This window comes from Rhodoblastus sp. (assembly GCF_019449565.1).
Classification (GTDB): Bacteria; Pseudomonadota; Alphaproteobacteria; order Rhizobiales; family Beijerinckiaceae; genus Rhodoblastus.
In genome coordinates this window covers 62,997-87,256 of record NZ_JAGRPM010000080.1, presented here as the reverse complement: position 1 = coordinate 87,256, position 24,260 = coordinate 62,997, and the positions used below count along the sequence as shown (strand labels likewise).

The 24,260-nt window shown below is 62.6% G+C and carries 20 protein-coding genes; 15 read left to right on the top strand and 5 right to left on the bottom strand.

The genetic code is table 11. The features are described from left to right. Window positions 1-2: 2 nt before the first annotated feature. The gene (gene tgt, locus QZ409_RS17735) at window positions 3-1,139 is read left to right on the top strand and encodes a tRNA guanosine(34) transglycosylase Tgt (protein WP_296713928.1); all 1,137 of its coding nucleotides are present in this window, start codon (window positions 3-5) and stop codon (window positions 1,137-1,139) included. A gap of 429 nt (window positions 1,140-1,568) precedes the next feature. Then, on the top strand, window positions 1,569-3,161 hold the full coding sequence (guaA, locus tag QZ409_RS17730; protein WP_296713926.1) for a glutamine-hydrolyzing GMP synthase: 1,593 nt from the start codon (window positions 1,569-1,571) through the stop codon (window positions 3,159-3,161). Between the two features lie 81 nt (window positions 3,162-3,242). On the opposite strand, the gene QZ409_RS17725 is transcribed toward guaA, so the two are convergent. After that, a complete protein-coding gene (locus QZ409_RS17725) occupies window positions 3,243-4,598 on the bottom strand; it encodes a pilus assembly protein TadG-related protein (protein ID WP_296713924.1) in 1,356 nt (451 codons plus the stop codon). Window positions 4,599-4,990: 392 nt separating this feature from the next. On the opposite strand from QZ409_RS17725, the gene QZ409_RS17720 reads away from it, so the two are divergent. The 7 genes from QZ409_RS17720 to QZ409_RS17690 all read left to right on the top strand — a co-directional run bounded on the left by QZ409_RS17720 (window position 4,991) and on the right by QZ409_RS17690 (window position 10,483). Further along, window positions 4,991-5,311, top strand: a complete 321-nt coding sequence (locus QZ409_RS17720) for a DUF3303 family protein (RefSeq protein ID WP_296713922.1) — start codon at window positions 4,991-4,993, stop codon at window positions 5,309-5,311. Between the two features lie 173 nt (window positions 5,312-5,484). Next, window positions 5,485-6,147, top strand: coding sequence for a peroxiredoxin (locus QZ409_RS17715; RefSeq protein ID WP_296713918.1), 663 nt, complete (start codon window positions 5,485-5,487; stop codon window positions 6,145-6,147). A 48-nt stretch (window positions 6,148-6,195) separates the two neighbouring features. Continuing rightward, window positions 6,196-7,224: an MBL fold metallo-hydrolase gene (locus QZ409_RS17710; protein WP_296713917.1), complete on the top strand. Its 1,029-nt coding sequence runs from the start codon at window positions 6,196-6,198 to the stop codon at window positions 7,222-7,224. A 134-nt stretch (window positions 7,225-7,358) separates the two neighbouring features. Then, a complete protein-coding gene (locus QZ409_RS17705; RefSeq protein WP_283364964.1) occupies window positions 7,359-7,550 on the top strand; it encodes a hypothetical protein in 192 nt (63 codons plus the stop codon). A 319-nt stretch (window positions 7,551-7,869) separates the two neighbouring features. Beyond that, a complete protein-coding gene (locus tag QZ409_RS17700) occupies window positions 7,870-9,075 on the top strand; it encodes an alpha/beta hydrolase (RefSeq protein ID WP_296713913.1) in 1,206 nt (401 codons plus the stop codon). Between the two features lie 45 nt (window positions 9,076-9,120). After that, window positions 9,121-9,606, top strand: coding sequence for a DUF2721 domain-containing protein (locus QZ409_RS17695; RefSeq protein ID WP_296713911.1), 486 nt, complete (start codon window positions 9,121-9,123; stop codon window positions 9,604-9,606). A gap of 175 nt (window positions 9,607-9,781) precedes the next feature. Then, window positions 9,782-10,483, top strand: coding sequence for an RlmE family RNA methyltransferase (locus QZ409_RS17690; protein ID WP_296713909.1), 702 nt, complete (start codon window positions 9,782-9,784; stop codon window positions 10,481-10,483). 95 nt (window positions 10,484-10,578) lie between these two features. Here QZ409_RS17690 and QZ409_RS17685 read toward each other — a convergent pair whose 3' ends face one another. Beyond that, on the bottom strand, window positions 10,579-11,337 hold the full coding sequence (locus QZ409_RS17685; RefSeq protein WP_296713906.1) for an outer membrane beta-barrel protein: 759 nt from the start codon (window positions 11,335-11,337) through the stop codon (window positions 10,579-10,581). A 569-nt stretch (window positions 11,338-11,906) separates the two neighbouring features. Beyond that, window positions 11,907-13,298 carry an MFS transporter gene (locus tag QZ409_RS17680; RefSeq protein ID WP_296713903.1) on the bottom strand — a complete coding sequence of 464 codons (1,392 nt, stop codon included), beginning with the start codon at window positions 13,296-13,298 and terminating at the stop codon, window positions 11,907-11,909. A 312-nt stretch (window positions 13,299-13,610) separates the two neighbouring features. On the opposite strand from QZ409_RS17680, the gene guaB reads away from it, so the two are divergent. From guaB to QZ409_RS17665, 3 genes are all read left to right on the top strand, one after another. Next, entirely contained in the window at window positions 13,611-15,095 is a 1,485-nt protein-coding gene (gene guaB, locus QZ409_RS17675; RefSeq protein WP_296713901.1) for an IMP dehydrogenase, read from the top strand. Between the two features lie 140 nt (window positions 15,096-15,235). Continuing rightward, window positions 15,236-15,622 carry a hypothetical protein gene (locus QZ409_RS17670; RefSeq protein ID WP_296713899.1) on the top strand — a complete coding sequence of 129 codons (387 nt, stop codon included), beginning with the start codon at window positions 15,236-15,238 and terminating at the stop codon, window positions 15,620-15,622. 101 nt (window positions 15,623-15,723) lie between these two features. Beyond that, entirely contained in the window at window positions 15,724-17,025 is a 1,302-nt protein-coding gene (locus QZ409_RS17665) for an RsmB/NOP family class I SAM-dependent RNA methyltransferase (RefSeq protein WP_296713897.1), read from the top strand. Window positions 17,026-17,045: 20 nt separating this feature from the next. Here the strand turns inward: QZ409_RS17665 and QZ409_RS17660 are convergent, their stop codons facing one another. Continuing rightward, window positions 17,046-18,017, bottom strand: coding sequence for a hypothetical protein (locus QZ409_RS17660; protein ID WP_296713896.1), 972 nt, complete (start codon window positions 18,015-18,017; stop codon window positions 17,046-17,048). Between the two features lie 334 nt (window positions 18,018-18,351). On the opposite strand from QZ409_RS17660, the gene QZ409_RS17655 reads away from it, so the two are divergent. After that, the gene (locus QZ409_RS17655; RefSeq protein ID WP_296713895.1) at window positions 18,352-19,653 is read left to right on the top strand and encodes a lipoprotein-releasing ABC transporter permease subunit; all 1,302 of its coding nucleotides are present in this window, start codon (window positions 18,352-18,354) and stop codon (window positions 19,651-19,653) included. After that, window positions 19,646-20,374 (top strand): ABC transporter ATP-binding protein, encoded by a 729-nt coding sequence (locus QZ409_RS17650; RefSeq protein ID WP_296713892.1) that lies wholly within the window; start codon window positions 19,646-19,648, stop codon window positions 20,372-20,374. Before QZ409_RS17655 ends, QZ409_RS17650 begins: the two co-directional genes overlap by 8 nt. Window positions 20,375-20,572: 198 nt before the next feature. Here the strand turns inward: QZ409_RS17650 and QZ409_RS17645 are convergent, their stop codons facing one another. After that, a complete protein-coding gene (locus QZ409_RS17645) occupies window positions 20,573-20,782 on the bottom strand; it encodes a hypothetical protein (RefSeq protein WP_296713890.1) in 210 nt (69 codons plus the stop codon). Between QZ409_RS17645 and dnaE the strand changes: the two genes are divergently transcribed. Further along, window positions 20,744-24,202 carry a DNA polymerase III subunit alpha gene (gene dnaE, locus QZ409_RS17640; RefSeq protein WP_296713889.1) on the top strand — a complete coding sequence of 1,153 codons (3,459 nt, stop codon included), beginning with the start codon at window positions 20,744-20,746 and terminating at the stop codon, window positions 24,200-24,202. The genes QZ409_RS17645 and dnaE overlap by 39 nt on opposite strands. Window positions 24,203-24,260 lie beyond the last annotated feature (58 nt).

Genomic DNA, 24,260 nt, shown 5'->3' with positions numbered 1-24,260 from the left:
TCATGACCGACACTTTCGGCTACCGGCTCATCGCCCGGGACGGCGGCGCCCGCCAGGGCGAAATTTCTACGCCGCGCGGAAATATCCGCACGCCGGCCTTCATGCCGGTTGGCACTGCGGCGACGGTCAAGGCCATGTATCCCGATCAGGTGCGGGCGCTGGGCGCCGATATCGTGCTCGGCAACACCTATCACCTGATGCTGCGCCCCGGAGCGGAGCGGGTCGCTTCGCTCGGCGGCCTGCACAAGTTCATGAACTGGCCGCATCCGATTCTGACCGACAGCGGCGGCTTTCAGGTCATGTCGCTGGCCAAGCTGCGCAAGCTGGACGAGAATGGCGTCACCTTCCAGTCCCATATTGACGGCGCGAAACATGTGCTGACGCCGGAACGCTCGATGGAAATCCAGCGTCTGCTCGGCTCGGACATCCAGATGCAGTTCGACGAATGCGTGAAGCTGCCCTGTTCGTTAGAGGAGGCCGAACGCGCCATGCGTCTGTCGCTGCGCTGGGCCGAACGCTCGCGCAAGGCCTTTGGCGAACAGCCCGGCCACGCCTGTTTCGGCATCGTGCAGGGCGGGGCGGAGCGATCCCTGCGCGTGGAGAGCGCGCGGGCTTTGGCGGAGATGGATTTCCACGGCCTCGCCATTGGCGGCCTCGCCGTGGGCGAACCTCAGGCGGTCATGCTGGCGATGATCGAGACGGTCATGCCCCATCTGCCCGAACACAAGCCGCATTATCTGATGGGCGTCGGCTCGCCCGACGATCTGATCGAATCGGTGGCGCGCGGGATCGATATGTTCGATTGCGTCATGCCGACCCGGGCCGGGCGTCACGGCCTCGCCTATACGCGCTGGGGCAAGATCAATCTGCGCAACGCCCGTCACGCCGACGATTCGCGTCCGCTCGATCCCCATTCCGCCTGTCCGGCGGCGCGGGACTATTCCCGCGCCTATCTGCATCACCTCGTGCGCTGTCAGGAAATCCTGGGCATGATGCTGCTGACTTGGGTCAACCTGGCCTATTATCAGGAGCTGATGGCCGGCGCTCGAACGGCAATCGCGGAGGGGCGCTTTGACGATTACCAGCTTCAGGTGAAGGCCGATTGGGAGCGCGGCGGCGAGCCGGACGCCGCAGCCTGAAATAGCACGTCAAGGGTCTGAAAAAAGCGCGTCGAGGGTCTGAAAAAAGAATGAGCGGAAAGACTATCGAGTCTTTCCGCTCCGCCTCACTTGTCCTGTTCCGCATCGAAAAAGCTATGCAGCTCATCTCCCCAGCGCCTTTTGGCGCAACGTCCGATGCGAAACGTCCTCCCACGACTTGGACAGCATGCAGGCCGTTTCTCGGCCATGGCCTCCTTTGGAGTGCGGGGCTACGTTAGTCGAAGCTTTTGGCCTTGTCATCAGGAGAAACGCCTAATTTTTCAAAAAATTGGCGTCGAACGGGACGAAAATCGAAAAAATATTCCCGCGGGCGCCCGAGGCGAACGCCTTCCAATTTCGCGCAGGAAGCCGCGCCTTGCTTCGGCGACACGCTTGGCTTAATCGGAACCTCTCGACGGGACCCATTCCATGACGCTTCTGCACGACGAAATCCGCCAGCATCACGACAAGGTTCTCATTGTCGATTTCGGTTCGCAAGTGACGCAGCTCATCGCGCGCCGCGTGCGCGAGGCGGGCGTCTATTGCGAGATCGCGCCGTTCCAGTCGGCGGAGAGGGTTTTCGACGCGATCCGGCCGAAAGCCGTGATTCTTTCCGGCGGCCCGGCCTCCGTCACCGAACCCGGCTCGCCCCGCGCGCCGCAGAAGATTTTCGATTCCGGCCTGCCCATTCTCGCCATCTGCTATGGCCAGCAGACCATCGCCGCCCAACTTGGCGGTGCGGTTGAAGGCGGCCATCCCGCAGAATTCGGCCGCGCCAACGTCGAGATCGTCGAGCCGAGCGCCTTGTTCGACGGCGTCTGGGAAATCGGCGGCGCCTATCAGGTCTGGATGAGCCACGGCGACCGCGTCACCAGCCTGCCGGAGGGCTTCACCGTCAAGGCGCTGAGCGAGAACGCGCCCTTCGCCGTCGCCTCGGACGAAAAGCGCAAGATTTTCACCACCCAGTTCCATCCCGAAGTCGTCCATACGCCGGACGGCGCGGCGCTGCTCGCCAATTTCGTCCATAAGGTCGCGGGCCTGAAATCCGACTGGACCATGGCGGCCTTTCGCGGCGAAGCGATCAAGGCGATCCGCGATCAGGTGGGGCAGGGCAGGGTTTTGTGCGGCCTCTCCGGCGGCGTCGATTCCGCCGTGGCCGCCGTGCTGATCCATGAGGCGATCGGCGACCGGCTCACCTGCGTCTTTGTCGATCACGGCCTGTTGCGCATGGGCGAGGCCGAGGAGGTCGTGACGCTATTCCGCGACCATTACAATATCCCCCTGGTGCATGTTCAGGCGCAGGACCTGTTCATCGGCGCGTTGGAAGGGGAAGCTGATCCCGAAACCAAGCGCAAGACCATCGGGCGGCTGTTCATCGAGACCTTTGAAGCCGAGGCGAAGAAGATCGCCGAGGACGGGCGCGGCGCGCCGGAATTTTTGGCGCAAGGCACGTTATATCCGGACGTGATCGAGAGCGTGTCCTTCACCGGTGGCCCCTCGGTGACGATCAAGAGCCATCACAATGTCGGCGGTCTGCCCGCGCGCATGAACATGAAGCTGGTCGAGCCACTGCGCGAATTGTTCAAGGACGAAGTGCGCGTCCTGGGGCGCGAACTCGGCCTGCCGGAAGCTTTCGTCGGCCGCCATCCATTCCCGGGTCCCGGCCTCGCCATTCGCTGCCCAGGCGGCGTCACCCGCGAAAAGCTCGACATCCTGCGCAAGGCCGACGCCGTCTATCTCGACGAAATCCGCAAGGCCGGGCTTTACGACAAGATCTGGCAGGCCTTCGCGGTGCTGCTGCCGGTGCGCACCGTTGGCGTGATGGGCGACGGCCGCACTTATGACCATGTCTGCGCGCTGCGCGCCGTGACCTCAGTCGACGGCATGACGGCGGACTTCTTCCCCTATGACATGAATTTCCTCGGCCGCGCCGCGACCCGCATCATCAACGAGGTCAAGGGCGTCAATCGCGTTGTCTATGACGTGACGTCGAAGCCGCCCGGCACGATCGAGTGGGAGTGAGGGGCGGCGGCCCCTCAATTCGGCATTGCTGGCGCGGCTGGCATCGGTCGGCGATTATCGTTCCGATAGTGTCGCGCTGAGCTACTCGACCAGCGAAACATATTGGGTCGTGTTCGAGGACGCGCCAAAGCCGGCGAGGCTGTACATGCCACAGCCACTTATGGCGATATTGCTGTTGCCGGTGAACGTGACGGTGTCGCCAATCCGCTGGAGACAGTTGTTCGCGCTCGTATTGCCCGCATAGAATACGGCGGCCTCCGGAAGATAAATCGCCCCGGTCAAGACCTGGGTCGAACCGCCATTGATCTTGTAGTTGAGTCCAACCGGCATATTACGGTCTCCATAGAAAAGGATGCCGTTCAGCCCGTTATTGCCCTTGGCGATATCGGCCGCCGTCGGCGCGATCAGATTGATGGTTCCTCCGCCATTGAATGTGACCGTCGGCCAATTCGAATTTGTGCTGGACGTGAACACGATCGTGACGCCGCTCATCCCGCCAACGGTAATGCTGGACAGGCTGGCCTGTCCGTTAACCGTGAAGGAGCCGCGGTCGATGATGTACAGGCCAGGCGCCATCGTGACCACAGCGCTCGAATTGATTTGTATTCCGCCGCAATACACGCCCGGGGTCAGCGCAGCATTCGTGCCGGTCGAATAATTTGTATGGTCGCAGCCGAGATAGGCCGGAATTACGACATTGGCATAGGGATCGGGAGTGCGCGCCGCGCCCATGTAGATTGCCTTGGACCCGTCCGGTTTCGTAGCTGTCGTGGTGATTTTTGACGCTCCCGACACGCCCCCGGTCACGTTGATCGTCCTTGCGACAAGCGTTGCGCTACCGCCGACGGCGAGGGCCGCGCTGTTGGAGGAATTGTCATAGATATCGCAGCTGGAGAGGGTCACGGTCGCGTTGCCATTGTCCCAGAAGGCGTCAACGGCGGAATTGTCGAGCGAAAGCACGCAACCGCTGCCGGGACCGACCGGGGCATTCTTGATCGCGCCGCCAGATTTCACACTAATCGGCACCGAATTTATCTGGGCGATGTTCATAACGGCCGTGGGGAGGGAAGTGCTCGCCGTGACTTCGTAATAGGCCTTTGCGCTCGTCGGATCCGATTCCCCGACGGTCGTCACATTGAGGCTGTTCGCCGTTGGTCCCAGAGCGGCGTTGAATGTAGCTTGCGCCAAGGCCAGCCGCTGGGCCTGCGTGAAGGCCGGAGATTGAACCGAGGATTGCGCGACGGCGACAGAGGCGGCGTCCACAGCGCTTTGCAGACGCGCTTTCGCGGATAAAGCCCGCCCGTAATCAATGGCGGCGCCCGTCATCATGAGGATCGGGAATAGCGCGAGGGAGAAATATATCGCGACGCTGCCGCGTTTTTCGCTCGGTAGCCGGCGGGCGGCGAGGACAAGATTGTTGACGACGTAAACCTGCATGGCGCCGACCCTATAATTCTGAAGCAACCCATCAATGACTTCCGTCACTAGTTACAAACGTAACCTCATTACGAAACGTAAATTTCGGCGTTAAACGTTGACGGCATTGCGCAAGAAGGCTGTTTGGATTCGCAATCACTTCTATAAGCCCGACATTAACCTTACCAATTTCTCGCCGCTGACTGGCCTCCCGAACTGGGGGCCGCCTAAACATGGGCCAGCGTCCGGCGCCTGTTCTCAAACTCGCGGAACTATCGCCGGCGCTGCTCGGTTAGAGGTTCGATCGCTGTGACGCCGCGAAAAATCACCGACCTCAGCGTCGGCCCGGCCGGCGATTACGTCGTGCTGGCGGACGCCCGGGCGCAATGCCTGGCAAAGGGGAGGTGGGGACGATGAAATATATGATCACCTGGAACGAGCGCCCGCAGGGATCGCCGGCGGATTACGAGAATGCCCAGAAGCGTATTCTGGAGGTTTTCCTGCAATGGCAAGCGCCCGCCAATTTCAAGATCGAGGTGTTCGTCATCCGCGTTGGCGACTGGGGCGGCTATATGCTGGTGGACTGCGACGATCCGCTGACCGTGCACAAATTCTGCTCCATGCTGCCGTCCTTCGTATTCGAGGCGCGCCCGGTGGTGCCGGTGATGGACGCCGTGCGCGTGGAGCAGGAGGCGATGGCCTTCCGCGATGCGATCGACGCCGGGACGGCTTAAGCAGGGCTCGTTTCGATCCCCGTTTCGTCAAATGGGCGTGGGCGCGGGGCGGCGGCCGAAATATTGGGCTTCCGCCGGGGAACCATTTTGAGCAAGCGTCGGTTAGGCCTTCGCTCCCTGGCGTTTACCATTGGCGGATCACAGCGCAAAGGGTGAGAGGCGGAGGCAAGCCGATGTCCCTGAGAATCAATTCCGAAGCTCCGAATTTCACCGCGGAAACCACGCAAGGGCCGATCAGTTTTCACGACTGGATCGGCGAAAGTTGGGTGATCCTGTTCTCCCACCCAAAAGACTTCACCCCGGTCTGCACCACCGAACTCGGCTATATGGCCGGGCTGAAGCCGGAATTCGACAAGCGCAACACCAAGATCATCGGGCTCAGCGTCGACCCCATCGACAACCACGCCCGCTGGGCGAAGGACATCGAGGAGACCCAGGGCCACGCGGTCACCTATCCGATGATCGGCGATCCCGAGCTCAAGGTCGCCATGGCCTATGACATGCTGCCCGAAGGGGCGGGGACAAGTTCGGAAGGGCGCACTGCCGCCGACAACGCCACAGTGCGCTCTGTTTTCGTCATCGGTCCGGACAAGAAGATCAAGGCAATGCTGACCTATCCGATGAGCACGGGCCGCAATTTCGACGAGGTGCTTCGGCTGCTGGAGTCCTGCCAGCTGACGGCGAAACATGCGGTGGCGACGCCAGTCAACTGGAAGCCGGGACAGGACGTCATCATCCCGACCTCGGTATCCGACGAGCAAGCCAGGGCGAAATATCCCGGCGGCTGGACGACCGTGAAACCCTATCTGCGCGTGGTCGCGCAGCCGAAGGATTGATCGCGCCCGCACGCGTGAATGGCTGCGTCGCGGCGGAAGGAGGGGTGGATGATTTTCGAAACCTTCGCCGCCGGCGGCTGCAAATCCTATATTGTCGGATGCGAAACGACCCGCGCGGCGGCGGTGATCGACCCCGAAATCTCGCGTATCGATTGTTACATCGGCTATGCCGCTCAACACGGCCTGCATCTCCGCTATATTATCGACACCCACACCCATGCGGACCATTTCTCGGCCAGCCGCGAACTGCGCAAGACGCTGTCGGCGCCTGTCGTCATGCACAGGCTGAGCCCCGCGCCTTACGCCGACCTGCGGCTTGACGACGGCGACATGCTGATCGTGGGCGAGTTGCGGCTGAAGGCACTGCATACGCCCGGTCACACGCGGGATTCCCTGTGCCTGGTCTTGCCGGACCGCGTCTTCACCGGCGACACGCTGCTCATCGGCGGAACGGGCCGGACCGATCTGCCGACCGGCGATCCCTACGCGCTGTACGACAGCCTGTTCCAAAAAGTGCTGACCTTGCCGCCGGAAACCCTCGTCTATCCGGCGCATGACTATAAGGACCTCGGCCATTCGACCATCGGCGCCGAAATCGAGCAAAATCCACGGCTGCAGAAGAAGGAGCGCGCCGCTTTCGTCGAGATGATGGAAAAGCTCGACCTCGCGGCGCCGACGCACCTCACCGAGGCGCTGCGCACCAATATGAGCGGCGGCAAATCCGTCGCGCAACTGCTGGCGGAGGCGGGCGCGAAGGTGCCGTTCATATCGCTGGCCGAACTCAATGCGCGGATCGGCGGCAACAGCCGCGATCTGGTCGTGCTCGACCTGCGCGAGCGTGACGCGTTCCAGACCGGGCACATCCCGGGCGCCAAACATCTTCCGCGCGGCCAGCTGGAGCTGCGGGTCAATGTCGAATTGCCCGATCCCACCGTGAGGGTGGTGACCTCCTGCGAATTCGGCAAGATCTCGACCCTCGCCGCAGCCACCTTGCGCGAGCTTGGCTATGGTCGGGTGGCCGCCCTCGACGGGGGCGTCAAGGCCTGGCGCGACGCCGGCTATCCGATGGAAGCCTAGGTTTCATCCCCGGGAAATCGATACACATTCCAGCTCGACCGCTGGCGCGGGGATTGCTCTCCGCGCGATGCGGGAGTCTGCGAGACGGGAAGCAGACAAACCGCGTCGCGAACAATTCAAAGTCGGAGGGCATGATGGCTGAAAGCAAGGTGACGATCGAGCAAAAGGACAATGGCAAATGGGCGTGCTTCCTGCACCTGCCCGAAGCCGAGGCTCCGGTCGATCTCGGCAAGGAATTCAAGACGGAAGACAAAGCTGAGATGTGGTCCGACACGTCGGAAGCCGTCACGGCGATCGACATGTTCACGCGCAAGTTTAAAAAATAGCAGAGCATTGCGGCGCCGGAGCAACACAGCCGGCGCGCGCCCCCGCGCGGAGCCGGCCCGACCTCTTGCGGTCGGCGCCGGATCTCTATTTTCTTTAATTTGAATTATTTTCAAATAGTTCTGGATAATATGCGATCTTGTATTGCAAGTCCGCGCCGGCGCAGGATCGCGCGGGGCAGGGAGAGGCCTCGTCCTTCGCCGCTTTCGCTAACTGCTTGGCCTCCGATCACAATTTCGTGTACGGTCCCCGCTTCGACCTTTGCGGCATAGCCGCGCGGGCAGGCGCCCACTCGAATTTCGCCATCGGAAGGAACAGGTTTTGCGTCGACCGACCATCGCTCTTCGTCTCGATCGCACCCCCGTTCCGGGCGCATGGAGCAGGGTCCGCGCCCTCTTCCTGCTCATGCTGCTCCCCGCGATGCTCGCGGCCTGTTCGCGCCCCGGCGTCAATGCGATGGTTCCCGTATCGGGCGCGGCGCCCGGCGCGACCGAACACACAATTCTGATCGCCACCACCCGCACGCGCTCGGCGGTCCCCGGCGCCATGTTCAGCGGCGAGCGCGCCCGCGAGCTGGACTTCGCGCAGGCGGTCGTCAGCGTGCCGCCGACCCATGTTCCGAGCCGGATCCAATGGCCGTCCCAGCCGCCTGGAAATCCGCAGACCGATTTCGTGACCCGTGAATCGATCTATCTCGACAGCGAAAAGCAGTTCATCGCCACTCTCAACCAGCAGCTTGCGCAGCGCCCGCCCGGCCATCGAAGCGTGATGCTGTTCATCCATGGCTATAACACGCTGTTTCCAGAGGGCCTTTACCGTCTCACCCAGGTCGCGCACGACGCCAACGCCCAGGGCGTGCCGGTCTATTTTAGCTGGGCTTCGCGTGGCGAATTGCTCGGCTATGTTTACGATCAGAACAGCGCGACCGCCGCGCGTGACGGTCTTGAGCATCTTCTGGACGTGCTCGCCCACAGCAATGCGGAACACATCAATATTATCGCGCATTCGATGGGCAATTGGGTAACCGTCGAAGCTTTCCGCGGCATCAGAATTTCCGGAGCGGCCAAGAATGTTGCGCCGAAGCTGGGCACAATCGTTCTAGCGTCGCCGGATATAGACATCGACGTTTTCCGCTCGCAGATGCGCCGGATTGGCGTGCCGAAAAAGCCGTTCCTGGTCGTCCTTTCGCGTGACGACCGCGCGCTGGCGGCGTCGAGGCTGATTGCCGGCAACGAACAGCGCTTGGGCGATTACAAGAACGCCGCCGACTTGACGAAATTTGGCGCGGTTGTGGTCGATCTCAGCGATTTGAAGGGCCAGGACTCGTTTAACCACGACAAATTCGCGGAACTCGCCCAAATGGCGCCGCAACTCAAGGAAGTGCTTGCGCAGGGCGTCGGGAAGAAGGAAACGATTGACGAAGTCAATCCCGTGAATGGCGCCCCCGACGTGGTCAAGACGGTGATTTCATTGCCCTTCGCCGTCGTCGCGGCGCCGATCGTCATTATCGCGCGTCAGGCGCAATAAGAGGAAGCCGGCGCGCGCCACGCGCGGGCAGGGCCGAGAGACGCCATGGACGCGGCGATTACGGAACGATTGGTAGAGACCTTCCAAAGTTTCGAGCGCATGCGCTTCGCGCCTATCGCGGCGCAGGCGCTGGCGCCGGCCTTTCTTCTATCGGCATGCGCCGCGGTGCTTTCCGTCCTGATGAACCGGCTGTGGCGAATTCTCGACCAGTTCCGCGCGCTCGACAGCGATCGCTCGACGCCCGAAAGCCGGCAGGACGCTGCGCGGCTGCTGGCCCGGGCGCGTCTCATCTATCGCGCCATCCGTTCCACCATTGGCTCGGCCCTGGCCATTGCGGCCGTGGTTCTGGTCGTCTTTCTCGATACCTTTTTCGGCATGACGCATGAATGGGGATCGGCCCTGTTGTTCCTGCTGGCGTTCGGTCTGTTCTCGCACGCATTCATATGCCTTTGGCGCGAAGTACGGATCGCCATGCTGAAATTCGGCGAACTCGTGATCTCGAGCGACGCGAACAGCCCAAAACCGGAATGAATGCGGGCCGGACAAGCGGGCCGCGAAGGGATCTGGCGCCAATTCCAAAGAGCGCGGTTTAGATCCTTGCTCCGATCATTTGTCCAACCGCGATAGCCAAACACGCTCAAGGCCCTGTTCATCCGGAGCTTTTGCGGCTACGGGATGGCGATCTCGCGCAAAAGGTCGGTGTAACGTGAAAACGACAAAGAGCCCGGGCGGACCGGGCGGCCGTGAACTCAAGACGCGGGTCAAGACCGCCCGCAAACGCACCCTCTCCTCGACGCTTTGGCTGCAACGCCAGCTGAATGATCCCTATGTGGTGCGCGCCAAGCGCGAAGGCTGGCGCTCGCGAGCCGCCTATAAGCTGCTTGAAATCGATGAAAAGCACCATCTCCTCCAGCCTGGGCAGCGAATCGTCGATCTCGGCGCGGCGCCCGGCGGCTGGTCGCAGGCGGCGGCGAAGAAGGTCGGCTCGGTTCATGGGCATGGTAAGGTGGTCGGGATCGACCTGCTCGACATCGAACCCATCGCTGGCGTCGAATTCGCCGTGCAGGATTTTCTGGCGCCGGAAGCTCCGGACCTGCTGAAGACCATGCTGGGCGGCGAGGCCGATGGCGTCATTTCGGACATGGCGGCCAACACCACCGGCCACAAGAAAACCGATCACCTGCGAATCGTGCATCTGGGCGAGCTGGCGGCCGAATTTGCCGGCGAGGTGCTGAAGCCGGGCGGCTATTTTTTATGCAAGCTGTTCCAGGGCGGAGAAACAGGAGAGCTGGTCGCGCGCCTGAAGCGCGATTATGCCGTCGTGCGCCATATCAAGCCCAACGCCAGCCGCGCCGATTCCTCGGAGCTCTATGTTCTAGCCACCGGCTTCCGCGCGAAAACGGCCTGATCGCCGAGGATTTGAACGCTAAGCGGTTTGAACGCAAAAAAAGAGCCCGGCCTGTTGGCCGGGCTCGATCGGGTTACCCCTGATCCTTACGGATCTCAGTACTTGGCGACGACCGGAGCCGGAGCGCTGAACAGATAAGCCAGGCCGACGCGGACGGTGTTGACCGAGGTCTGCAAGCGGATGGGGGTATAGGCGGCAGCCCAGGGGGTCACGTTGTAGTTGCCGAAGTCGTAGTAACGATATTCGACGCGACCAACCCAGTTCGGGGTGAAGGCGTATTCCACGCCGCCACCGACGTCGAAGCCGGACAGATTGGCGTCCTTGGAGACCGAACCGATGAACAGGCCGCTCGGAGCAGCGCCCGACAGGGACGCGCTGCCCTGAGCCCAGGCCGCGCCGCCGATGGCGTAGAACAGGGCGCGGTCATAGGCGACGCCGAGGCGGCCGTTGATCGAAGCCAGCCAGTTCGTCTGAACCTTGGCGGTGTAGACATTGGCGTCGCCAGCGAAGTTGCTGCCAACCCACGACCAGGACTTCGAAGCCGAAGAACCCTGGAAGTCGCCTTCAACGCCGATCACGAAGTTCTGGTTGACCTGGTAGTTATAGCCGACGTAGCCGCCGCCCAGAACGCCCGAGGTGTCGAGGCTGTGGGAGTTCCAGTTGGTCCAGCTATTGTGGAGCGAGGTCGAGCCGAACTCGCCGCCGATGTCGGCGCCGATGTAGAAGCCGGTCCAGGAGAAGACGGGAGCCGGCGCGATATAGACCGGGGCTTCCTTGCGCGAGGGCAGGTCGGCGGCGAAGGCCGAGCCCGCCAGAGCCGCAAGAGCGACCGTGGAGAGAAGAAGATGACGCATTGAATTTTCCTTCCTTGCTAAAGCCCATAACGACCGCAAGCCGCTATCGTGGGCAGACCATAATTCGACTTACCAACCAAGGCTAGGCGAATAAAACTTCGTCAGCTTGATTGTCACGGCGTGTTGCAAAACTGCCTCACTCGGGGGCCGTATTCCCCGAGAAACCTGGGCAAACGCGGCGTAATGACAATCAATGACAAAAATTTGATATCCCGTTAAGGACGACGCGTCGAGCGTAAATTTTCTGTGTTGCTGCGCATTTCGGTTTGTTTTGCCGCCGCGTTTCTTAAAAACCACACTTCGGATTGTGGCGATTCGTTGGCGGGGGATTAAGAAGAAGAGAAAAGCCTTGTCGCCCTTAAGGGTTGTTTGAAAATATACCTTCCCAATCGTTAACCCGGTTTCGCGGCGCTCCACCGATTGCCTAAAAATGTTTCAGGCGAAGACGGGAAAGCGTGTTTTTTCCTCACGCGGATTCGGCCCGGGGAAATCGGCGCCCATAGCGCGGCAGCATTCTTGCGTCGGGCGAGCGCGGTTTTTTAAAGCGCTTCGGCGGGTTCAAACTCGCCTTAGCTGGCGGCCTTGCGTCCGGCGAGACTCGCTCCGGCGTCGGGCGAAAGCCTGCGGAAAATCAAGGCGGATGCGGCCGTGATAGCGGCGACGACGAAGAATGCGGGCGGAAAGTCGCCGAATTCGATCTCGCCGCTCGGGGAAAGGCGGCGGGTCTCCTCGACGACCGCGGCGGCGATGGCCACACCCGAGGACAAGGATAATTGCTGGACCACGGCGGAAAAGCTGGTCGCCTTGCTGACGTCCGAATCGGAGACGTCGGCATAGGCGAGCGCGTTCAGGGCCGTGAATTGCAGGGATCGGAAAAAACCGCCGACAAACAGGGCGAGGAGCAGCACGAACTGGGGCGTGTCGGGCTGGAACCAGCCATTGCCAGCCAAAAAGGCGGCGCTGATCACCGCGTTGAAGACGAGCGTGGACCGGAAACCGAACCGGCCGAGCGCGGTGGCGGCGGTCGCCTTCATCACCAGAGCGCCTGCTGTGGCGACAAAGGTCGTCAAGCCGGACTGGAAAGGCGTCATGCCAAATCCGAGCTGAAAGAACAAAGGCAATAGGAAAGGCGTTGCGCCGACGCCGATTCGGAACAGGAAGCCCCCGGCCACGCTGGCCAAAAAAGTCGGGATTCGCAGCAGCCGGAGTTCGAGAATCGGATTGGGGGCCTTGAGCGCGTGGCGGATATAGAAGCCCATCAGAATGAGTCCCGCCGCGATCAAGGCGATATTGATTCCCAGCCCAATGGAGCCGCGTCCGAGCACGGTGAGGCCGAAAATCAGGCTCGGCAGGCCGAAGCCGGACAGGAGAAAGCCTCGCAGATCAAAGGCTGCGACATTTTCGTCGCGGATATCGGGGATATAGAGGGTGGTGAGAATCACGCCCACAATGCCGACGGGCACATTGATCCAGAAATTCCAGCGCCAGTGCAGATAGGTCGAGATGAAGCCGCCGAGCGGCGGACCGAGAATCGGCCCGATCAGCGCCGGCATGGTGAGATAGGCCATCGCGCGAACGATTTCGCTGCGTTCAACGGAGCGAAACAGGGTCAGGCGGCCGACCGGCGTCATCATCGCCGCGCCGCAGCCCTGAAAGATGCGGGCGCCGACGAATTGCGGCAACGTGCTGGAGAGAGCGCAAAGAATCGAACCGAGGGTGAATACGACGAGGGCCGCACGAAAAACCTTTTTTGTGCCAAATCGATCTGCGACCCAGCCCGACGCCGGGATGAACACCGCCTGGGCCAAGAGATAGGAGGTCAGGGCCAGTTTCAGCGCGATCGGGTCCTGCTTCAAATCGGCTGCGATGGCCGGCAGCGACGTCGCGATGATGGTCGAATCGAGATTCTCCATGAACAGCGCGCAGGCGACGATCAGCGGCGTGAGTATGAATGGGCGCAAGGTTCGTCCCGACGATTCATTATGCGGCAACAATGTGTTGCGGATGGTATTTTCAGCGCTGCTGGAAGTGCGGCCGGGCCGCCGCCCGCACATCGCCTTCTCTGGACGGCTATCCTGCGCGCCTGTCTTTAAACATAGAAGCCTGGGATGCGAAATCGCGCGGACGCCTGCTTCCCGGTATTTTGGCCGCAGTGGCGCGAAAATATGCGCTTGCGCGGCGCCATGGTTTGAAACCCGCGAAAGAGATGCTATGAGCAGCCGCCAACTCGGATGGCCACGCGCCATGCGTCCTTTTCGCCGATGGAGCTGGCAATGAACGGTTTTCCCCAATTGACCGAAGCGCTGACCTTCGACGACGTGTTGCTGCGTCCCGGTCATTCCGAAGTCATGCCCTCGGGGGTCTCAATCAAGACCCGGCTGACGCGCGATATCGAACTGAACCTGCCGATCTTGTCCTCGGCCATGGACACGGTGACCGAGGCGCGCCTCGCCATCGCCATGGCGCAGGCGGGCGGCATCGGCGTCATTCACCGCAATCTGGAACCCGCCGAGCAGGCCGAGGAAGTCCGCCGCGTCAAGCGCTACGAGAGCGGCATGGTGGTCAATCCGATCACCATCTTCCCCGACGAGACTCTCGCGGACGCCCTGAGCCTGATGAGCAGGAACTCCATTTCCGGCATTCCGGTCGTCGCGCGCGGCGCCGAAAACCGGCCGGGCAAGCTGGTTGGCATTCTTACCAACCGCGACGTGCGCTTCGCGGACAATCCGGCCCAGCCCGTCTCCGAACTCATGACCAAGACCCTCGTCACCGTTGGCGAGGGCGTCCAGAAGGACGAGGCGCGCCGCCTGCTCCACCATCACCGCATCGAAAAGCTGCTCGTGGTGGATTCGGAATTCCGCTGCGTCGGGCTGGTGACGGTCAAGGATATTGAAAAAGCCACGCTCCATCCCTCCGCCAGCAAGGACGAGGCGGGACGCCTGCGCGTCGCCGCCGCCTCCACGGTCGGCGACAAGGGCTTTGAGCGGGCCGAGTTGCTGATCGACGCCGGAGTGGACTGCATCGTGCTGGATACTGCGCATGGCCATTCCCAATCCGTGCTGGATCAAGTCGTCCGCATCAAGCGCATTTCCAACAAGGTCGGCGTGATCGCCGGCAATATCGCCACCGCCGAGGGCGCCAAGGCGCTGATCGACGCTGGCGCCGACGCGATCAAGGTTGGCATCGGCCCGGGCTCGATCTGCACTACCCGCATCGTGGCGGGCGTTGGCGTGCCGCAACTCACCGCGATTCTCGAAGCGGCTTCGGAGGCGAAGAAAGCGAACATCCCGGTCATCGGCGATGGCGGCATCAAATATTCCGGCGATTTCGCCAAGGCGGTCGCGGCTGGCGCGGACTGCATCATGATTGGCTCGCTGCTGGCTGGCACCGAGGAATCGCCCGGCGAGGTGTTCCTGTTCCAGGGTCGCTCCTTCAAGGCCTATCGTGGCATGGGGTCGGTCGGCGCCATGGCGCGCGGCTCGGCGGACCGCTATTTCCAGCAGGACATCAAGGATTCGCTGAAGCTGGTGCCGGAAGGCATCGAGGGGCAGGTGCCATATCGCGGGCCTGTCGGGCCGATTCTTCATCAGCTCGCGGGCGGCTTGCGCGCCGCCATGGGCTATGTTGGCGCCGCCTCCATTCCCGAATTCCAGAAGCGCGCGAGTTTTGTGCGCATCACCAACGCCGGCCTGCGCGAGAGCCACGTTCACGACGTGGCGATCACCCGCGAGAGCCCGAACTATCCGACCGGGCTCTGATCTGGCCGCTGTCGAAAAGAAGCGGTTGAAATCGCTTCTTTATTGGCGTTGTCCAAAATCTGGGCCACATTGACGCCTTCTGGGGGGCGATGCGAAAGGCGGGTTTCAAGCTGCCTTTCCTCCGCGCAAAAGGAGGGGCCATGACGCCGTCTTGCCTGTGTTTCAGAGCCGGGGTTTTAATTCTCATCGCCGGAATGGCCTGGGGCCTGCAGATGGGCATCTCCGGCGAGCATTCAGCCCTCGCCGCGCACGCCCATTTTAATCTGCTTGGCTTCGTCGCTCTTTTCCTGATCGGCATATTCTATCGCCTCAATCCGTCAGTGGAATCGAATGCGCTGGCCAAGCCTCAGGTCTGGATCTGGATCGCCGGAACGCTGCTGCTGACCTTCGGTGTGGCGCTCCTGCACTTGGGCCATCCCATCGGCGATCCCTTCGCGGGAGTCGGCTCCATTATCGTTCTGCTCGACGCGATCCTGTTCGCATGGCTGGTGTTCCACGCGCCTCCGGGGGAGGCGAGCGCGCTCTGACAGCGGCCGATTTGGGTTGCGCGCGGGCGAGGACTATGGAACGACGAGCGCAATGAAGGGCCGGCCCGCGCGCCACTCCCCCGTTTTTCCTATAGGTCAAGATGCATCCCTCCGCCCGGATCGCCGCTGCGATTGAAGTTCTCGACGATCTCGAAACGCGCCGCCGCCCGGCGAATGACGCCATGAAGGATTGGGGCCTCGCCCATCGTTTCGCAGGGTCGAAGGACAGGGCGGCCATCGCCTCGCTAGTCTATGACGCCCTGCGCCGCCGCGCCTCGGCGCGCTGGCTCATGAAATCCGAGACGCCGCGCGCGGAAATGATCGGCGCGCTGGTTCTTGCCCGCGGTTATTCGCCCGGCGAGGTTGAAAGTCATTTCAGCGGAGAGGGTCATGCGCCCTCGCCCTTGAGCGAAGACGAGCGCGCGGCGCTCGACGCCGCCAATCTCGCAGACGCGCCGGTCTGGGTTCGCGGCGATTTCCCGGAATGGCTGGCGCCGCAGCTAGAGCGCGCCTTCGGCGAATGCGCGGCGGACGAGGGCCGGGCGCTCGCCGCCCGCGCTCCGCTCGACCTGCGCGTCAATGCCTTGAAAGCCACGCGGGAGCAGGCCCTGGCCGAGCTTTCGCATCTTGGCCCGTCGGCGTGCCGCTTCGCGCCGCTCGGCTTGCGGATAGCGCAGGGGCAGGACGGCCGCGCCCCGGCGCTCGCCGCCGAACCTGCCTATGTGCGCGGTCTGGTCGAGATTCAGGATGAGGGCTCGCAGATCGCCGCGCGCCTCGCCCGCGCCGCGCCGGGCGAGCAGGTGCTCGACCTTTGTGCTGGCGGCGGCGGCAAGAGTCTCGCCATGGCGGCGCAAATGGGCAATAGCGGCCAGATCTACGCCACCGATTCTGACGGCCGCAGGCTGACGCCGATCTTCGCGCGGCTGGACCGGGCAGGGGTCCGCAATGTGCAAGTGCGGGCGCCGCGCGGCCCCGCGCATGACCCAGTTGGAGACATCGCGGGCGGCTGCGATCTGGTGCTGGTCGACGCGCCTTGCACGGGCGTCGGCACATGGCGGCGCAATCCCGACGCCAAATGGCGTATGCGCCCCGGCGCCCTGGAACAGCGGATCAAGGCACAGGATGAAGTCCTCAACCGCGCCGCGCCCTTCGTGAAGCATGGCGGGCGGCTGGTCTATGTCACCTGTTCGCTGCTATGCGAGGAAAACGAGGACCGCGTGGCAAGTTTTCTGGCCGCCCATCCGGATTTCTCCGCCGAACCGGCTGACATATCGCTTGCGCGCGCGGGACTCGATGCGTTGGCCGGAAGCGAATCGCCGCATGGCCCCGGCCTGCGCCTAAGCCCAGCGCGCCATGATACCGACGGGTTTTACGCCGCCATCCTGCTCCGCGCCGGGGCCTGAGGCCCTCTGGCGTCCCCGGCTCAGGCGCTCGCGACGATTTTCAGCGCCGAATCGCCGATACGGCGCACCAGGGGGCGCAGGTCTTCGGCGATGCGCCAGCGCCCGTGACGTCCGCCGCAGGCGTTGCTCGCCAATTCGCCGCAAAATTGCGCGCGACTCATGGTCGCGCATTGCAGTCGCGTCGCCAGATTCGATGGTTTCCGAATGTCGATCAGCGCGAAATTCCAGCGCTGCAGCTGAAAAGCCAGATTATTGACGGCGTGGACGAGCGAGTCTTCGTCGAGCGCGAACATGCGCTCGATGGTGAAGACGCCGCCGGCCGCGACGCCGATGAGGCCCGCGATCAGGACGCCATTGCGGTCGCGCACCTCCAGAGAGTGAGCGAATCCGGCGTCATAGAGATCGCCCAGCGCCATATCGAGCGCGGGCTTGCGCCAATGCGCCGGCTCCGCTCTCCCGCAGGCCGCGAGCACGACATCGAAGGCTTCGTCGAGGCTGACGCGTTCGCCCTCGGGGCGGATTGCAGCGATGCCGCGCGGAAAATCCCATGGCCGGAGCACGGCGCGGTTGGCCGGCGCCCAAAGCGTCGGCGTTCCCAAAAAATTGCGCAGGGTCAGGCCACGCGCATAGGCGTCGATCAAATATTCAGGCTCGAGCGAGGCCGCGCGTCCGCAGAATCCTTCCGGCGCGCGGGAGGCGCGAGCGGGTGAGGGCATCTGGTGCGCAGTCATCCAATCATGGGACATGCGCGCAAAGGCCAGGATCGCGGCGGGCAGATTCTTCGGCGAGAGCCAGTGAAAGGTCCCGCGCAATTTGCGCGACAGGGCTGCGATCGGGCGTTCCGCAAGCGTTTCTTCGCGCGCCTTGCGCCGATTCGCGCGGCTGGGGGCGGGGTAATCATTCTCGACGCCTTCGGCGAACAGCTCCGCAATTCGGGCGGCGCGCTGCTTCAAGGGCAATTGAGTCAATTCAAAAAAACGGGGGTCTGACACTTCTGGCTCCCAACGTGACGCTGGGAAAGATTGCACGATCAAATTGCCGTCCCGTTTGGGCATTAACTAAATTGCGTCCTAAATGGCGTTAAGACTTTTGCCGTCCGCGCAGGATTTCGGCCTTGTCGGAACGCCCGAATCGGACAAGTTTCCGAACTGTCCCAAGGGTTTCGTTTGCCGCTCCAGGCTTGCGGCCGGCGAAATGAGGGATGGCGTCGGGAAAGGTCTTTCTTTGCGCGCAATTCCGGACTATCTGCGAAGAAAATGCGTCGAACCCGGCGCGCTCGCCGCTTGGGGCGCCTCGCGCTCGCTTTTGCTTCCGCCTCGGAGCCTGATGACCCAATTGAGATCTATTTTTTCCGGTCGCGGCGGCGAAGGGCCGGGCGCCGCGCCGTTCGGCGCCTATGAGCGCATGCTCGCGCTGCGCTACATGCGCTCGCGCCGGAGCCGTTGGCTGCCCTCGGCCATCGCGGGGCTGTCTGTCACGGGTATCACCGTCGGCGTGATGGCGCTGATCGTGGTCATGTCGGTGATGAACGGCATGCGCGATGAAATGATGTCCAAACTAATCGGCGTCAACGGCCATATTTTCGTCCAGCCCATCGACACGCCGCTGACCGATTACCGCGACCTGACCGACCAACTCGCTAGTATTCCGGGGGTGACGCTCGCCTTCCCGATGGTCGAGAACGCCGCGGGCATTTCCTCGCCCCAGCAACAGACTGGCGCCCTTGTGCGCGGCGTGCAGGAGGCCGATCTCAAGCGCCTGCCCGGCATTGTCGGCAATGTGAAGCAGGGGACGCTTGAGCATTTCGACGACGAGGTCGGCGTCGTGCTCGGCCAGAGGATGGCCGAGGTGTTGGGCGTTCAGGTCGGTGACAAGGTTTCGATTCTCACCGCGCGCGGCGCCCAGACGCCCTTCGGCATGACGCCCCGGCTCAAGGCCTATCCGGTCAAGGCGATCTTCCAGTCCGGCCTGTTCGATTTCGACCAGCTGATCGTCTTCATCCCGCTGGCAGAGGCGCAAGCCTTTTTCGACCGGCCCAACGAAGTCAACATCATCGAGGGTTTCGTCGCCCATCCCAACAAGGTCGACGATGTGCGCACTGAAATCGTCCAGAAAATCACCCGGCCAATCATGCTCACCGACTGGCGCCAACGCTACAAGAGCTTTTTCGACGTGCTGAAGGTGGAAAGCGACGCCATTTTCCTCATTCTCGCGATCATTGTCGCCGTCGCCTCGCTGCTGATCGTGCAGGGGCTGATCCTGCTGGTGAAGGACAAGGGCCGCGACATCGCCATTCTGCGCACCATGGGAGCGACCCGTGGGGCGATACTGCGGATCTTCATCCTGACGGGACTGTCGATCGGGGCGACCGGCGCCGTACTGGGCGTCGCCCTGGGCGTGCCGCTCGCCTTGCAGCTCGAAGGCATCAGGTCGCTCATCAATCGCGTTTTCGGCCTCAACCTCTTCCCGGCCGACATTTATCATCTCTCGCAGCTGCCCTCGTCGCTCGATCCGCATGAGGTGGTCGGCGTCGCGATCATGACCCTGTGCCTGTCCTTCTTCGCCACGCTCTACCCGGCATGGCGGGCCGCGCGGCTCGATCCGGTGGAGGCGCTGCGCCATGAGTGAAGTCACGCAAGAAGCGCAAACGAGGGCCGCAAGCAACGCGATCTCGCCGACCTTGAGGCTGGAAGGCGTTGTACGCCGCTACCGCGAGGGCGATGGCTATCTGGAGATTCTCCGCGGCGTCGACGGCGCGCTCTGGCCGCATCAGGCGGTCGCGCTGGTCGCGCCGTCGGGCGTCGGCAAATCCACCTTGCTGCATATCGCCGGTCTGCTAGAGCGTCCGGACGGCGGCGAGGTCGTCATAGACGGGCTGTCGACTTCCACGCTCAGCGATTCGCAGCGCACCGCCCTGCGCCGCAACCGGATCGGCTTTGTCTATCAGTTCCATCATTTGCTACCGGAATTCACGGCGGTGGAAAATGTCATGACTCCGCAGATGATCGCGGGATTGCCGGCGGTCGAGGCGCGACGTCGCGCGCTCGAGCTGCTCGACTATCTCGGTCTTGCGGCGCGCGCGAATCACCGGCCGTCGGAAATGTCGGGCGGCGAGCAGCAGCGCGTGGCTATCGCCCGCGCGGTCGCCAATGCGCCCGCTCTCCTGCTGGCCGACGAGCCGACCGGCAATCTCGACCCTGAAACGGCGGATCGGGTCTTCACGGCGCTGATGTCGCTGGTGGAGGCGACCGGCCTTTCCGCGCTGATCGCGACGCATAATCTCGAACTCGCGGCGCGGATGGACCGGAGAGTAACGCTTCGCAACGGACTTCTGGTCGAGCTGCCTTGACGCTGCAACTCTCCGGAGAGGCGGGGCCGCGCGGGAGGCGAGCTTGTGCGCGGGCAAAGTGGGCGATTTCAAGGCGTTGACCCGTTGCGGATTGTTCTCGTGGAAAAATTGTCCACAAGAAAAAATTGAACTTATCCACAGGCTATCATCCTCTAAGAATTTGTTTTCACGGCCCTTGCGTCGTCGAAGAAAAAAATTTCAGAAAATTCTGGCGAACGGAACATAAGACGAATAAAAATAGAACATTCGTTCGGGCCACTTATCCACCGCATTGTGACGCGCAGCCTTGTCCGCAATGCCGCCGGAGGCGACAAGTTCGAGGGTTTTGACTATGCTGGCGCGTATTTTGCGGCGACGGGGAGGGTTGGAATGATCGACGAGACGATCGCGAAGGTCGGCTTCGTCCATCTTCACGTCCACACCGCCTATTCGCTGCGCGAGGGCGCGCTGCCCGTCGGCAAGCTGCTCAAGCTGGCCACCGCCGACGCCATGCCCGCGGTCGCCGTAACCGACGCCAATAATCTGTTTGGCGCGCTCGAAATTTCGGAAAAATTTGCCAAGGACGGCGTGCAGCCAATCGCCGGTTGCCAGCTGACGGTGGAATTCGGCGACGGCGAGGCTCTTCGTACGCGTGGCGAGATACCGCCCGCCGACGCGGGCCGCGGCAATATCGTGCTGCTGGCCCAGAGCGAGCAAGGCTATTCCAATCTCATGCGGCTCGTCTCGCAGGCCTGGCTTGAAGTCGAGGCCGGGGAAACGCCCCATGTCGGAATCGCGCAACTCACTGCGGCAAGCGAGGGGTTGATCGCGCTCAGCGGTGGACCGACCGGCCCGCTCGACCGCGCCTTTCTGCTCGGCAAGCCGGAAGTCGCCCGGGCGCGTCTGGCGGCTCTCGCGCCGCTGTACCCGACGCGATTCTACGTCGAGCTGCAAAGGCACGGACTGGAGAGCGAGCAGCAAGTCGAGCCTTTGCTGCTGGACCTTGCCTATCGCGAAGAACTTCCGCTTGTTGCGACCAACGAGCCTTTTTTCGCCAGCGCGGTCGATTACGAGGCCCATGACGCGCTGACCTGCATCGCGGACGGCACTGTTGTCGGGCAGGACAACCGCCGGAGGCTCACGCCAGAACATCGCTTCAAGACCCGCGAGGAAATGGTCGCGCTCTTCGCCGATCTGCCCGAAGCGACGCGCAATAGCGTTGAGATCGCCATGCTCTGCGTCTATCGACCGCGCACGCGCAAGCCGATTTTGCCGAATTTCACCCAGGGGACCGACGAGGCCTCGGAACTGCGCGCCCAGGCCGAGGCTGGCCTGACCGCGCGGCTGGCGGCCCATGGGCCGGCGCCGGGACAGACCGAGGAGGACTATCGCCAGCGGCTTGCGTTCGAGCTGTCGATCATCGAAGGGATGAAATTCCCCGGCTATTTTCTCATCGTCTCGGACTTCATCAAATGGGCGAAGTCAAAGGGCATTCCGGTGGGGCCCGGGCGCGGTTCGGGCGCCGGCTCGCTGGTCGCCTATGCCTTGACCATCACCGATCTCGATCCGATCCGCTTTTCGCTGCTGTTTGAACGCTTCCTCAATCCGGAACGCGTCTCGATGCCGGATTTCGACATCGACTTCTGCCAGACCCGGCGCGACGAGGTGATCGCCTATGTTCGCGAGCGTTACGGCAAGGACCGTGTGGCGCAAATCATTACTTTCGGCTCGTTTTTGGCGCGCGGCGTGCTGCGCAATGTCGGGCGTGTGTTGGAGATGCCGCTCGGCCTCGTCGACAAGCTCGCCAAGCTTGTGCCGCAGAACCCCGCGGCGCCGATCACGCTGCAACAGGCGATCGACACGGAGCCGCGCCTGAAGGAGGCCGCCGAGCAGGATTCGCGCGTGCGGCAATTGCTGGAGATCGCGCGCAAGCTCGAAGGACTTTATTCCAACGCTTCGACCCATGCGGCGGGCATTGTGATCGGCGACCGTCCGCTCGACCAGCTAACGCCGCTTTATCGCGATCCAAAATCGGACATGCCGGCGACCCAATATAATATGAAATGGGTCGAACAGGCGGGGCTGGTCAAATTCGACTTTCTGGGCCTCAAGACGCTCACCACGCTTTCGACCTGCGTTGCTTTGCTCAAGCAGCGCGGCGTCGAGGTCGATCTGGCCAAAATTCCGCTCGACGACAAGAAAACCTTCGACATGCTCGGGCGCGGCGAGACGGTCGGCGTGTTCCAGCTGGAAAGCGCGGGCATGCGCAAGGCTCTGGCCGAAATGCGCGCCGACCGGTTCGAGGACATCATCGCGCTGGTCGCGCTTTATCGTCCCGGCCCGATGGCGAACATCCCGACCTATTGCGCGGTGAAGCTCGGCGAGGAGGACGCCGATTACATCCATCCCATGATCGAGCCGGTGCTGAAGGAGACCTTCGGCGTCATCATCTATCAGGAACAGGTGATGCAGATCGCGCAGATCCTTTCCGGCTATTCGCTCGGCGAGGCGGACATGCTCCGACGCGCCATGGGCAAGAAGATCAAGGCCGAAATGGACGCCCAGCGCGCGCGTTTCGTCGACGGCGCCATGAAGGGCGGCCTCGAAAAGGCCAAGGCCGACGAAATTTTCGATCTATTGGCGAAATTCGCCGATTATGGCTTCAACAAGAGCCACGCGGCGGCCTATGCGCTGGTCGCCTACCAGACCGCCTGGTGCAAGGCCAATCACCCGGTCGAGTTCCTCGCCGCCTCGATGACGCTGGACAAAAGCAATACCGACAAGCTGGCGGAATTCCGCAACGAGGCCATTAGGCTCGGCGTCCGGATCGAACCGCCCTCGGTCAACAGGTCCGGCGTGGATTTCGACGTCCATCGCGATTCCGACGGCGAATTGATCATCCGTTACGCGCTTTCCGCCGTGAAGGGCGTCGGCGAGGGGCAGGCGGGCGCGTTGGTCGCCGTGCGCGGGGACAGACCTTTCCGTGATCTGTCTGATCTCGCCAAGAGGCTCAATCCGCGCGAGGTCAACAAGAAGGTACTGGAGGCTTTGGCCGCCGCGGGAGGGTTCGATGAGATCGAGCGTGACCGCGCCCGAGCCTTTGCGGCGGTGGAGCAAATTCTCGGCCTCGCCAATCGCGCGCAGGAGGATCACCTCGTCGGCCAGACCGGCCTGTTCGGCGCCGGAGAGCCGGAAGCTTTGCGCATCACACAATATGAAAACTGGTCGGCGGAGGAGCGTCTACGCCGGGAATTCGAGGCGATCGGCTTTTTCGTCTCGGGCCATCCGCTCGACGCCTATCAGAAGGTCCTTCAGCGGCTCAAAGTCATGAGCTGGGCGCCTTTCGTGCGCAGCGTGAAGCAGGGCGCGGTCGCCAATCGCCTAGCTGCGACCGTGCTCGACCGCGCCGAGCGCCGCACCAAATCTGGCAATAAGATGGGCATCGTGACCCTGTCCGACCCCACCGGCCAATATGAGGCGATCCTGTTTCAGGAGGGCCTGAACCAATATCGCGACCTGCTGGAGAAGGGCGCCTGCGTGCTGGTCACGATTCAGGCCAATGTCGAAGGCGAGGACGTGCGCGCGCGCATTACCATGGTCGAAAAACTCGATGAGGCGGCGGCGCGCATCCAGAAGGGGCTGCGCATCACCTTGCGCGATTCGTCGCCACTGCCGAAGCTCTCGGAAAAACTGAAGGGACGTCCCGAAGGCGAGGTGTTTCTGGTGTTGCGCCTCGATGCGCCGGAGCGCGAGGTCGAAATCAAGCTGCCCGGCCGCTATCCGATCAACCCGCAGGCCTCGGGCGCGATTAAGTCGATTCCGGGCGTGGCAGAAGTGGAGCTGGTATAGCGACGAAAGGCCAAAACGGCCCACTCCATGGGCAGTGTGGCTTTGCGGAAACGCCAGG